This window comes from Rahnella sp. JUb53 (assembly GCF_004346065.1).
Lineage (GTDB): Bacteria > Pseudomonadota > Gammaproteobacteria > Enterobacterales > Enterobacteriaceae > Rahnella > Rahnella variigena.
In genome coordinates this window covers 61,175-74,532 of record NZ_SLYT01000010.1, presented here as the reverse complement: position 1 = coordinate 74,532, position 13,358 = coordinate 61,175, and the positions used below count along the sequence as shown (strand labels likewise).

The 13,358-nt window shown below is 57.1% G+C and carries 8 protein-coding genes; 3 read left to right on the top strand and 5 right to left on the bottom strand.

Annotated features, from left to right (window positions below; all coding sequences use genetic code 11):
- Positions 1-21 precede the first annotated feature (21 nt).
- Entirely contained in the window at positions 22-1,680 is a 1,659-nt protein-coding gene (locus EC840_RS20395) for a ShlB/FhaC/HecB family hemolysin secretion/activation protein (RefSeq protein WP_132966806.1), read from the bottom strand.
- Positions 1,681-2,026: 346 nt separating this feature from the next.
- Between EC840_RS20395 and recC the strand changes: the two genes are divergently transcribed.
- From recC to recD, 3 genes are read left to right on the top strand one after another with little or no spacing between them, the layout of a single operon-like run.
- Positions 2,027-5,488: an exodeoxyribonuclease V subunit gamma gene (recC, locus tag EC840_RS20390; protein ID WP_132966804.1), complete on the top strand. Its 3,462-nt coding sequence runs from the start codon at positions 2,027-2,029 to the stop codon at positions 5,486-5,488.
- The gene (recB, locus tag EC840_RS20385; protein WP_132966802.1) at positions 5,485-9,198 is read left to right on the top strand and encodes an exodeoxyribonuclease V subunit beta; all 3,714 of its coding nucleotides are present in this window, start codon (positions 5,485-5,487) and stop codon (positions 9,196-9,198) included. Before recC ends, recB begins: the two co-directional genes overlap by 4 nt.
- Entirely contained in the window at positions 9,195-11,246 is a 2,052-nt protein-coding gene (gene recD / locus EC840_RS20380) for an exodeoxyribonuclease V subunit alpha (protein ID WP_132966800.1), read from the top strand. Before recB ends, recD begins: the two co-directional genes overlap by 4 nt.
- Positions 11,247-11,267: 21 nt before the next feature.
- Here the strand turns inward: recD and EC840_RS20375 are convergent, their stop codons facing one another.
- The 4 genes from EC840_RS20375 to EC840_RS20365 form a co-directional block, all read right to left on the bottom strand.
- Positions 11,268-11,510: a hypothetical protein gene (locus tag EC840_RS20375; protein ID WP_207914778.1), complete on the bottom strand. Its 243-nt coding sequence runs from the start codon at positions 11,508-11,510 to the stop codon at positions 11,268-11,270.
- A 123-nt stretch (positions 11,511-11,633) separates the two neighbouring features.
- Positions 11,634-11,741, bottom strand: a complete 108-nt coding sequence (gene yniD / locus EC840_RS20370; RefSeq protein ID WP_013574326.1) for a small membrane protein YniD — start codon at positions 11,739-11,741, stop codon at positions 11,634-11,636.
- A 24-nt stretch (positions 11,742-11,765) separates the two neighbouring features.
- Entirely contained in the window at positions 11,766-11,915 is a 150-nt protein-coding gene (locus tag EC840_RS25310) for a hypothetical protein (RefSeq protein ID WP_165353117.1), read from the bottom strand.
- A gap of 97 nt (positions 11,916-12,012) precedes the next feature.
- Positions 12,013-13,257, bottom strand: coding sequence for an MFS transporter (locus tag EC840_RS20365; RefSeq protein ID WP_132966796.1), 1,245 nt, complete (start codon positions 13,255-13,257; stop codon positions 12,013-12,015).
- Positions 13,258-13,358: the final 101 nt, after the last annotated feature.

The window sequence follows — 13,358 nt, the reverse complement described above, 5'->3', positions numbered from 1 at the left end:
TTTCGATATCCTTATCAGAAATTACAGCACGACATTCAGGTGGTAATACACCGTGACGCGGTCAGGCGCTAAGTCGCCGGGGTAACGCAGGGGCCAGCCGACGGTAAACTGGCTGGAGAGATGACCGGCGCTGCTGCTGAGTCCTACCGCGCCGCCCCACAGCGTGCCTGCCGCGTTAACGTCGTGATTGTCATGATGCAGATATCCGCCATCCACGGCAGCCACCGCGCTGACTGCGCCCAGCAAAGGCATACTGAACAGCGCCGTGTTGAGTTCGTTGCGCCAGTAACCGCCGTTATCACCGGAAAGGTATTGCTCTTTGAAGCCACGCACCGAGCTTTCGCCGCCAATCGTCAGGCGTTCGTTGCCGTAAAGACGGTCGCCGGTCCACTGACCGTAAACGCTGGAAAGAAAGGTGACTTTCTGGCTGACCGGCTTGTAGTAACTGCCGGACAGTGACCATTTGGAGAACTCTGCTTTGGGCGCATCGTCCGGTTTATGCTGATCGTCTTCCGCGCCTAACCAGGGCACGCCGCGGCTGAATGTCGGGTTCAGCGTGGACAATCCGCCCCACAGTTTCTGGCTATGGTTGATGCCCACGCTGACATTGCTGAGCTTGCGGCTGCTGCTGGCCAGCGGAGCATCATTAAGATAGTTACGCGCCATATTGTTGCTGATCCCGACAGATACGCCGGTTTTGATATCGCTGTTTCGAAATACGACGCGGGAAAGATTGACGCGATGGGTTTGGGAATCGCCGGTTGACCGCCAGCCGAAGCCCTGAGAATTCACCGTGCTGAGATAATCGCTGTAGCTGTAACTGTAATTCATCAGCCAGTAGCCATAAGGCACGCTCATGCCAGCCTGCACGCTGCGGGCGTCGTGGCTGCTGGAGAAATCGCTGCTTTTCGCGCCGCTGACAAACCACTGATCCGCCAGTCCGAGCACGTTACTGGCGATCAGAGAGCCGTTCATCTGGCCGGTGCCGGTGCTTTTTTGCCCGCTGTTATCGAATCCCACACCCAGGCTGAGTGGAAACTCCGGCGTGGCGGTTAAATTCACAATGGAGTAACCCGGTTGTTCAGCCGGAAGGATCTCTATCTGGACCGGTGTCTGGCGCAACCGGTTAATCTGTTCCATGCCCTGTTCGATATCGCGCAGATTGAGGATTTTGCCTTTAAGGCCAGGGAAAGCCATCGCCAAAATACGGTCGCTGTGTTTATCTAATTGAATATCCTGAAGCTTGCCTTCCATCACGGTAATATTCAGCTCTCCCCGTGAGAGATCCTGCTCGGGAAGAAAAGCACGGCTGGTGATATACCCGCTTTCGATATAGGCATCAGATATTTCCTGCACGAGCTGGGTAATTCTCTTAATGCCTAAACACTTTCCAATTAAAGGTTTCGTTAACTTGTCTTGAGTGCTGGAAGATAAATGATTGGCTTGAGTAATATTGATAGTGGAAATAGTAAAGCACGGTTTTTCGTCAGCGTTAGCCGGGGCGGGGGCGGGTAAAGAGAGCGTCTGGCTTCTTTCCAGCTCATCACGCTGCATTTGCTGTTGTTGCAGGCGATCTCTTTGTTGTTGCTCAATATTGTCCCTGTCTGCCGGACTGAGCAAAGCGGCATGCACCGGAAAGGTGGCCAGAACGATAGCCCAGCAGATGGCTTTAATATTCATTGTAAATGTCCTTATTTACGAATCAATTAGTTTTAGTTATGCGTCAAAGGCCTGACGCCGTCTTTATATCAGTTTACGTTTCATTACACAAAATCTCATTTCTTAATATTTCTAAAACTCAGATTTTTATTTCAGATAAATAGAAAATCATTAGTATTCTTAGTGTTTTATGAAAACTCTTAGTTAAACGATTGAATAAAAAGATCTGATAACCGAAAAACAAAGTTAACTCTCCGGCGGGATGAGGATGTCTTCTGGCCCTGCCTCTTTTCTTTTCTGTCCTTTCAATCCTTTCCAAATCAACGCAAAATCTCAACCCTGACAGGCGATAACAAGGGATGCGGGTGTGAATTCAGGTTTGATGGTATTACACGGAAATCACTCAGAAGCGCTGAGGGACGTGCTGGTCTCGTGGATGGCGGCGCATCCGCTTTCACCGCTGGAAAACGAAGTGATTCTGGTGCAGAGCAACGGCATCAATCAGTGGCTGAAACTGGCGCTGGCGCGCGATGTGGCAGAAGGCGGTTGCGGCATTGCGGCGGCGCTGGATATCAAACTACCGGCGCGCTTTTTCTGGCAGGTTTACCGTGCGGTGCTCGGCAAAGAACAGGTGCCGGAATCGTCGCCGTTCGACCGTCCGCTGCTGACCTGGCGCCTGATCCGCCTGTTGCCCGAACTGCTTGCCGAACCGGTGTTTGCGCCGCTGGCCCGTTTCTTAAAAGATGACGGCGATATGCGTAAGCTGCATCAGCTGTCACAGCGGCTGGCGGATTTATTCGATCAGTATCAGGTTTACCGCGCCGACTGGCTGGAAGACTGGGGCAACGGGCTGGACGTCCTGCGCACCAGCCGCACAGGCAGCGAGCCGTTGCCGGAAAACCTGCTGTGGCAGCCGCAACTGTGGCGTGCGCTGCTGGCGGATGTGCCTGAAAACGAGCGCAACACCAGCCGTGCGGCGCTGCATCAGCGTTTCCTGCAACATGCGCAGACCCTTCCTCAAGACCAGCGTCCGGCCGGTTTACCCGCGCGGCTGGTGGTGTTTGGCATCTCCTCGTTACCGCAACAATCTCTTGAAGTGCTGGCAGTGCTGGGCCGCTGGACACACATCTTTATGTGCGTGCATAACCCGTGCGAGCACGACTGGAGCGATATCATTGCCGATAAAGATCTGCTACGTGCGGAACGTAAGCGCCAGTTGCGTAAGCCGGGCATGCCGCAGGTGATTGCCGAAGATGAACTCCATCAGCATGCCCATCCGCTGCTGGCGGCGTGGGGCAAGCAGGGGCGCGACTATATCGGTCTGCTCAATGAATATGACAACCACGAATCCTATGCCTCGCAGCTGGCGCCGGTGATCCCGCGCATCGATCTCTTTACGTCGAACGGTACCGATACCCTGTTGCATCAGCTGCAGGAAGATATTTTGCAGCTGCGCCCGCTGGCTGAAACGATCGATGAATGGCCTCCGGCAGATGTTCAGCATGACGATTCCCTGCGTTTTTATATTACCCACAGCGCCCAGCGTGAAGTGGAAGTGCTGCACGACCGTCTGCTGGCGGCGCTGGCGGCAGATCCGACGCTGAAAGCCCGCGATATCATCGTGATGGTGCCGGATATTAACGGCTATGCACCGCACATTCAGGCAGTATTCGGCCTGACGGAGCGCAGCGATCCGCGCTACATCCCGTTCACGGTTGCCGATCAGGGACCGCGCCAGAACAATTCGTTACTCGGTGCGCTGGAAAGCCTGCTGGAACTGCCGCAGTCGCGTTTTGCGGTCAGCGATTTGCTGGATTTACTCGACGTACCGTCTGTGCGTCAGCGTTTCGGCATTGAGGAAGAACAACTCCCGCTGCTGCACCGCTGGATCCGCGCCGCCAATGTGCGCTGGGGGCTGCATGCGGAACAGCGTCAGAGCCTTGAACTGCCGTTATCGCCGGAACAGAACAGCTGGTTCTTTGGCCTGCAACGTATGCTGCTGGGTTACGCGGTAGGCAGTGGCGAAGCCTGGGAAAACATCGAGCCGCTGGATGAAATCGGCGGACTGGATGCGGCGCTGATCGGTCCGCTGTCGCATCTTCTGAACTGCCTTGATGACACCTGGCGTCAGTTGCGGGAACCTGCCGCACCGCAGGTATGGGGCGAGCGCCTGCGCACGATCCTTTCCCAATACTTTGCCGAAGATGACGGCGAGGACGGCTTTATTTTAGTGCGTCTGCACGGCGAACTGGAAACCTGGCTGGAAGCCTGCGAAAGCGTCGATCTGCAGGCTGAACTGCCGTTGTCGGTGGTGCGCGATCACTGGCTGGCGCAGTTTGACCAGTCCGGCCTGACACAACCGTTTTTCGGCGGCGCGGTGACCTTCGCCACGCTGATGCCAATGCGTGCCATTCCTTTCCGCCACGTCTATCTGCTGGGGATGAACGACGGTGATTATCCGCGTAACCGCGTGCCGATGGATTTCGATCTGATGGGGCGTGATTACCGCCCCGGCGACCGTTCGCGTCGTGAAGATGACCGCTATCTGTTCCTCGAAGCGCTGCTTTCAGCGCGTGAACGCTTACATATCAGCTGGGTAGGCCGCAGCATTCATGACAACACCGAACGCCCGCCGTCCGTGCTGGTGGCGCAGTTGCGTGATCATCTGGCGGCAGGCTGGAAAGCCGAAAACGGCGAAGATTTGCTGCATGCGCTGACCGTAGAGCATCGCCTGCAACCGTTCAACCGCGACTATTTCAGTCAGGAAAGTTCGTTGTTCAGCTATGCCCACGAATGGCGTGCCGGACTGGAAGCGGAAGCTGCGTCCGTGGCCGCACAACCGCTGCAACCGGTGGAACAGGAAGGTGCGCTGACACTGCGTCAGTTGTCGGATTTTCTGTCGGATCCGGTGCGCAGTTTCTTCCGTCAGCGGCTGAATATCTATTTCGAGCTGGAAGATCCCGGCAGTGAAGATCAGGAGCCGTTCGACATTAATGCGCTGGAAAACTGGCGCTTGCAGGACGAACTGATCCGCGCGCAAAAATGGGCGCTGGAAGCGGGTGTTTCGCGTCAGGACGTTTTACGTCAGCAACTCGAACGCATTGAACGGCGCGGCGAGCTGGCACCGGGGGAATTCGCTGCGGTGCTGAGTGAAGATCTGGCCGAGCCGATGGACACCTTGTTTGCCAGTTATCAGCAGGTACTCGATAACTGGCCGCAACCGCTGGCAAATGAGGCGCTGGAAGATGACACCGGCGGCGTGATGTTCTCCGACTGGCTGAGTGAACTGCGGGCAAATGCAGCGGGCGACCGCGCGCGCGTGGTGCTGGAAAGTATCGGCATCATGACGAAGGAGCGCAGTTACCGCTTCGACCGGCTGCTGCCTTACTGGGTCGCGCATATTGCAGGGCATCTCGACGGAAAGCCGATGCACACCGTGATTGTCAGTAAAAACGGCACGGCTGAATTGCCGCCGCTGGATATTGAACAGGCGCGCAATTTGTGGGAAACGCTGATTGAAACGTGGAAAGCGGGTCAGCTGCGTCCGTTGCCGCTGGCAGTGAAAACCGGGTTTATCTGGCTGAAAAAAGAGGGTACGGAGCACAGCGCACCAGACAGTGATGTCTGGTTTGCCGCCCGCGACAATTATGAAAATCATGACCCGGCGAACATGAAATTTGGTGAGCGTGACAGTAACGCCTATCTGGCCCGCGCGTGGCCGGATTTCGCCGCACTCTGGTCGGACGGTGAATTTGCCCGTCTCGCCGATACCCTGCTGGCACCGCTGAGAAATCATCTGGCACGCAGCAAAAAAGGAGCGAAGGAATGACGGAGCAGACGTTGCCATCCACCCTGAACGTGCTGAGTTTTCCGCTGACAGGCAGCCGCCTGATTGAAGCCAGCGCCGGTACCGGCAAAACCTTTACCATCGCCGCGCTGTATGTGCGGCTGGTGCTCGGGCACGGCGGGGATAATGCTTTCAGTCGTCCGCTGACGCCGCCGGAAATTCTGGTGGTGACCTTCACCGATGCGGCGACCAAAGAGCTGCGTGACCGTATCCGTGCGCGCCTGTCGCAAGCGGCGGGATATTTTTTAGGTAATCCTGAAGCGGAAAAAGACAGCGACGAATTTTTGCAAAATTTGCGCGAGGAATATTCACCGGAGCAATGGCCGGGTTGTGCCCGTAAGCTGCAACTGGCGGCGGAATGGATGGATGAATCCGCCGTTTCCACCATTCACGGCTGGTGTAACCGTATGCTCGGCGAGCACGCATTCGACAGCGACAGCCTGTTTACCCAGACGCTGGAAACCGATCAGACCGAACTGCTGATGAACGTGGTGCGAGATTACTGGCGCAGTTTCTATTTCCCGCTGAGTGAGCAGGAAATCCGCACGCTGCGTGGCTGGTGGCGTGCGCCGGAAGATTTACACCGCAGCGTGATGCCGTTGCTGGAATACGCTGAAGAGTTAGGCTCAGAACAGACGCCAGCCGACGTAGTCGAAACGGTAAACAACCAGAAAGCGGCTGAACTGGCCGCGCTGAAACAAGACTGGCCGCAATGGACGCAGGAACTTCGCACCCTGCTGGAAGGCGCAGTGGCGGCGAAAGTGGTCGATGGCAAAAAGATTCAGGCGCGATTTTTCAATCCGTGGCTGGAAAAGCTGTACACCTGGGCGACGTCCGATGAAGTGATACCGGATCTGAAAACCGGCTGGACGCGTCTGACACCGGAAGGTTTGGCGGAATGCTGGAAGCAGGGCGAACCGCCTGCGCATCCCGCGCTGACCGCGATGGAAACCCTGAAATCCCGCCTTGAAAGTTTGCCGGATGCGCGCAGCGGTTTGCTGCAACATGCCTGCCGCTGGATAAAAAATCGTTTTGACCTCGAGCAGCAGAAACGCGCGCAAATGGGCTTCAACGATTTACTGACCCGTCTGGATTCAGCCCTGCGCAGCGACAACGGCGCGCGGCTGGCGGAGATCATTCGCACGCAATTTCCGGTGGCGATGATCGACGAATTCCAGGACACCGATCCGCTGCAATACCGCATTTTTGATACCGTCTACCGTGTGGCAGAAAACGTGCCGGAGCAGGGACTGATCCTGATCGGCGATCCGAAACAGGCGATTTACGCCTTCCGTGGTGCGGACATTTATACCTATCTGCGCGCCCGCCGCGATACCGGTGGCCGCCACTACACGCTGGCGACCAACTTCCGTTCCACCCGCGCCATGGTAGCGGCAGTTAATGAAGTGTTCGAATTAGCCGAAAACCGCCGCGCCGGCGAGGGCGCTTTCCTGTTCCGTCAGGGTGATGAAAATCAGGTGCCGTTCCTGCCGGTAGCAGCCAAAGGACGAGCCGACACGCTGGTCATTGACGATGCCGAAGCCACTGCGCTGACGCTGTGGTACCCCGAAAATCAGACGGAAACGCTGCCTAAAACGCAATACGTTCAGCTGATGGCAGACGGCTGTGCGGCAAAAATCGTCCAGTTGCTGCGTCTTGGCCAGCAGGGTTCCGCCGGTTTTGGTCAGCCCGGTGAAATATTAAAACCGGTGATGCCGGGGGATATCGCGGTGCTGGTGAATACCGGCCGTGAAGCGGCGGCGATACGCCTCGCGCTGTCAAAAAGTGGCGTGCGCAGCGTGTATCTTTCTGACAAAGAATCGATTTTTGAAAGTGCGCAGGCAGGCGAATTACAGTACTGGCTGGCGGCCTGTGCCGCGCCGGAAAACGACCGTCTGCTGCGCGCGGCTCTCGGGACGCCTTCGCTGAACCTGAGTTGGGAAGCGCTGGACCGGCTGAATCAGGATGAAAACGAGTGGGAACGCTACGTTCAGCAGTTTCAGGCATTGCGTACCTGCTGGCGCAAACAGGGCATTCTGCCGATGCTGCGCCGACTGATGTGGGAATTCGACGTGCCGCGCCGTCTGCTCGGGCGCGGTGACGAACGCGCGCTGACTGATTTGCTGCATCTTTCTGAACTGCTGCAACAGGCCAGCGTGCAGCTCGACGGTGAACATGCGCTGATCCGTTATCTGGCGGAGCAGTGTCAGGACGAACATCAGGGCGGCGATGCCCGCAAACTGCGTCTCGAAAGCGATGCGGATCTGGTGAAAGTGGTTACCGTGCATAAATCCAAAGGGCTGGAATATCCGCTGGTATTCCTGCCCTTTGCCTGTGCATTCCGCGCCGTGAAAAAGCAGGATTCACCGCTGAAATGGCATACGCCGGAAGGTGAGCTGGAAGTGGCACTGAGTGCATCCGATGAGCAACTGGTGCTGGCTGACCGCGAGCGGCTGGGAGAAGACCTGCGTAAGTTTTACGTGGCGCTGACCCGTTCGCGTTATGCGCTGTGGCTGGGCATGGCCCCGCTGAAAGAGTTTGAAAAGAGCGCACCCGGTTATTTATTTTTCAGTGACCTTTTTAGCGGCGGCGAGACGATGGATGCTGAGGCGCTTCCTGCCAGTTTGCAGGCACTGGAAACGGCGCATATTCGCGCGTGGCCGTTGCCGGTATCTGACGGCGCGGTGTATCGCAGCCAGCAGACATTGCCGAAACTCGGGCCGCGTCCGCCGCTGCGTCTGCATAAAGGGCCGCGCTGGTGGGTGTCGAGTTTCTCCGGTCTGCAAATTGCGCCGGCAGGCACGTATATCATGCCGGAGACCCTGAACCGCGAGCCGCAGAGAGAAATCGAAAGCGCCGCGCAGGACAGTTATCTGGAAGATCAGAAAACGCAAAAGAGTGCGAAGGAGCCAGTGAAGGAGCCGCTGCATGAACTGTCGCAGCCTATGACCGGCGAGAATTTGTATGCCTTCCCGCGCGGCCCTGCGCCGGGTAATTTCCTGCACGGTTTGCTGGAATGGGCGGGTGACGAAGGGTTTGCGGCGCTGGCGGCAGATCCGGAAAGAATTGCCGATCAGGTTGCGCGGCGTTGCAATACGCGTGGCTGGGAAAAGTGGATTGTGCCGCTGACTGGCTGGCTTACCGCGCTGCTGACGCAGCCTTTACCGCTGCAGGGAGGCAATACTTTTAACCTGGCAGAACTGCCGCCGTATCAGGTTGAAATGGAGTTCTGGTTCTCGCTGACAAAGGTGCCGACACGACGTCTCGACACGCTGGTTCAGCAATATACGCTGGACGGCGCGGAGCGTGCGCCGTTACTGGCGGAAGATCTCAACGGTATGCTGAAAGGCTTTATCGATCTGGTGTTCGAACATGACGGGCGTTATTACGTGCTGGATTACAAATCCAACTGGCTCGGTGATGACGCCAGCGGCTATGACCAGGAAAATATGACGCAGTCCATGCGCGACCACCGCTATGACTTGCAGTTCTCACTGTATCTGTTTGCGCTGCATCGCCTGCTGAAATCCCGCATACCGGATTACGATTACGACCGGCATATCGGCGGCGCAGTCTATTTATTCCTGCGCGGCAGCCACGCGCCGGGTAACGGCGTCTGCGTTCAGCGACCGGATAAAGCCTTAATGGAACAACTCGACGCTCTGTTCAGCGGCACGGAGGAACACGCATGAAAATCAACAGCCGTGAAGCGCTTGCGCAACTGCTGGCGAGCTGGGTGGAATGTGGCTGGCTACGGGAACTGGATCGCGCACTGGTGACGTTTCTGGCAAAAGAAGCGCCGGACGCGCATCCGTTGTTATTGCTGGCGACCGCACTGACCAGCTATCAGCTGGGGCGCGGGCATGTGTGTCTGGATTTGCAGGCCACGCTCGACGACAGCGCATTTTCACTCTCGCTGCCACCGGAAGGCGATCACGCTGACGGCGCGGTGATCCGCCCCGCAGCAGTGCTGGACGAGCTGAGTTTGCAGGAATGGCTGGCGGCGCTGGCGCACCCGACACTGGTCGGGCATGGCGAGGGGAATTCTCCGCTGGTGCTGAGCGGGCAGCGCCTGTATCTGCGCCGTTACTGGCAGTACGAACAGAATGTGCGCGCAGCGATAGAACAGCGTCTGACCCGCAGTGCGCTGCACACATTACCGGCGCAAACTTTACAGGCACCCCTGACGGCATTATTCCCGGCGGTGAACTCTGCCACCGTTAACTGGCAGAAACTGGCCTGTGCGCTGGCGGCGGTCAACGCGTTCAGCATCATTACCGGCGGACCGGGCACCGGGAAAACCACGACGGTGGTGCGTCTGCTGGCGCTGTTGCAAACACTGGCGCTGGAGGATACCGGCCAGCCGCTGCGTATCCGCCTTGCCGCACCAACCGGTAAGGCGGCGGCGCGTCTGAATGAGTCGATTGCCGGTGCGGTCTCTAAGCTGGATCTCAGCGGGCTCGGTAACGGCAATGATGTGCGTGAGAGTATTAATACGGAAGTGGTCACGCTGCACCGTTTGCTGGGCAGCCGCCCCGATACCCGCCATTTCCGCCATCATCAGGGAAATCCGCTGATGCTGGATGTGCTGGTGGTAGACGAAGCATCGATGGTTGATCTGGAAATGATGGCGGCGCTGCTGGCGGCGTTGCCAGATCATGCGCGCCTGATCCTGCTCGGTGATAAAGATCAGCTGGCGTCGGTAGAAGCGGGCGCATTGCTGAGTGAATTATGTCAGCGTGCGGCGGGCGGACATTATCTGCCGCAAACCCGCGACTGGCTGCAAAGTGCAACCGGTGAGCAGATCCCCGATACGCTGGTGGATCCGCAAGGCACAGCGATGGATCAGGCGGTCGTCATGCTGCGCCACAGTTACCGTTTTGATGCACAGAGCGGCATCGGTCAGCTGGCGGAAGCGGTCAACGACGGGGACGTTAGCGCGCTGAAACAGGTCTGGAAACACGGATATGCCGATCTCGCACAACTGACGTTAAGCGCTGACGATGACAGCGAACTGCGCAACTGGGTGGTTAAGGGCAGCGCAGCGCAGTTTCCTGCGGCGGCAAAACGCGAAGGCACCGAGCCGCCGGTCGGTTATCAGCATTATCTCAACGTGATGATCAGGGAGCGGCCTGCGGACGACGAACCGCCGGAAGCCTTCAACCGCTGGGCGACAAAAGTGCTGCTGGCCTACAGTCAGTTTCAGTTGCTGTGCGCCTTACGTGGCGGGCGCTGGGGCGTGGAAGGGCTCAATCAGCGCATCGCTGAAATTTTGTATAAAGAAGGATTGCTCAAGGCTTCGGTCGGCTGGTATCCGGGACGTCCGGTGCTGGTGACCCGTAACGATTACAGCCAGCGCCTGATGAATGGCGACATCGGCATCACGCTGGAAATTCCGCAACGGCTGGCAGACGGTTCAGTCGTGCCGGTGCTGCGGGTGGCGTTTCTGGCCGGAGACGGTACGCAGGATATCCGCTGGGTTATGCCGGGGCGTTTGCAGGCGGTGGAAACGGTGTTTGCTATGACAGTGCATAAATCCCAGGGATCGGAATTCACCCACACCGCGTTGCTGCTGCCGGAAAATCTGAGCCCGATTTTAACCCGCGAGCTGATCTACACCGGTATCACACGTGCGCGTCACTGGTTCAGTCTGGGATGTGCCGGAGGCGTGAATGCGGTATTGCCGGAGGCCGTGAAGCGGCGGGTGTTACGTGCCAGCGGATTGATCGAAAGCGAGTAAGGCTTTGCAGAAGAGAAGCAATCAGTATTCGTATGCGTGAATTCTGACCGGTTTACGCAGCGTGCGGGCCTTGTTGCCCGCCACTTTGGTGGCTTTGTCCGGATCGCCTGCGACAAATTCCAGCGTCGGTGAGTAATAAAAAGGCAGCCAGCCGCCGTAGCCATTTTCCCACTCCCAGCGAACCGGGCAGGGCCACAGAATGTCTTGGTACATAATGTAATAGGTCCATCGCCCGTGGGGACGACGAGGTTTGCGGTTATTCATAAGCAGGCGGCAGGCTCTTAAAAAACACTAAGGATATTCTGGCTTGCGCAGCAGAAGGTTTCAAGCCCGCCGGCCGGGTTGTTGATTATTTAACCAGTGGTTATGGGGCAAATTTGCAAAACTTTACCCCCAGATCATCGCCGCCCAGCGCAACAGCATCAATGCGCCACAGATACACAGCAGTACTACAACCATTTTCCAGTGTTTGGTCATCATCCTTTTCGTTACCATAACTCCTCCTGCCATCAGGGCATTTTAGTGCGCCATGTGTTCATCCACATAGTGAATAACCTGCTCTTTCAGTTCAGGCACCGCCTGATCTGCCAGCCATTCGAACGCGATTAGCAGCAGGGCTGCGGCGAGAATCACTGACAAAAGTATAACGGCTTTATTACGTGCTTCCATTGTTCTCATTGTTTCTGTTTTGCCTGTTTTTTAGTCTGCCAGAAAAAGTGGCTTCCGGCAGATATTCAGGCATCTGGTTCCGGAAAGGTTTAGGAAATTATACCTTTCCAGCCGTTTCTAAACTTTGATCCTGTTCCTGCTCACTAGGATTTTGTGCAGTTTTGTCATGGCGGGCACCGGGCATGAAGCCGTGCTTTTTAGCGCGCCAGGCAATAATCAGTCCTGCCGCCAGCAGAATCAGCATTGTCTGCGGAAAAGTTTTAACACCGGCGGTTTCCAGCAAAATCCCTCCGGTTAAGCCGCCGCCCGCAATCGCGAGATTCCACGCCACGACCACCATCGACTGCGCCATATCGGCGTGTTCACCGGTGGCATCTGCGATAGCCGTTTGCAGTAAGGTCGCCGCGCCGCCGAACGTCAGTCCCCACAGCGCCACGCATAAAACCACCATCACGGGAGTCTGACTAAAAAACACCAGCGTCAGCGAAATCAGTGCGAACAGCAGAAGGCTGAACAGCAGAGTCTGGCGCAAGCGCCGGTCAACCAGCAGGCCTGTGATACCAATGCCAGCCAGCGCGCCAATGCCGAAGACCAGTAATATCTGGTCAGCCCGTGCGCTAAGACCGGATAAGTGCAGGAACGGCACAATGTAGGTGTAGAGCAGATTATGCGTCAGCATCCACAGCAGGATCACCAGCAAAATACTGCGCACGCCAGGCATCATCACCACATGAAGCAACGACTGGCGCTGACTGGCGGCCTGTCCGGGATAGTCCGGTACTTTTCGAATAACCCAGACCACCAGAATCAGCGTGAGCGCGGACATCACGCCGAACGCCAGCCGCCAGCCGAGCAGAGAACCCATCCAGGTGCCGAGCGGGACACCCACTGAAAGCGCCAGCGGTGTGCCGACCATCGCTACTGACAATGCCCGCCCTTGTTGCTCAACCGGCACCATCCGCCGCGCATAGCCTGCCAGCAAACCCCACGCCAGCCCTGCCGCTGCTCCGGCCATCCAGCGGGCAACAAGCGTCAGGATGTAATGCGTGGAAAAAGTGGTGAGGGTGTTGAAAACCAGAAAGCCGACGATGGCGGTCAATAACGCCGTGCGGCGGTTCCAGCTCCGGGTGAGCGCCGCAAGCGGGATCACCGCCATCAGCGAACCGGCGGCATACAGCGTGATTAATTGTCCGGCCATGGCCTGCGAAACATTCAGACCGGCGGCGATTTGCGGCAGTAATCCGGCGGGCAGGGTTTCGGTCATGATGGCGATAAAGCCAGTCAGCGCCATCGCCAGTAAAGCCGAAAGCGGCAGCGGGGATTTTTGTATAGCAGTGTTCATGGCGTCTCTCAGTTTCTGAAAAAGTTAAATCACGATAGAGAACTCCCTGTTGCGGAAAAAGTAGGGTAGATTTCCAGAGTATGCGGACGCTGAAGTCCGCA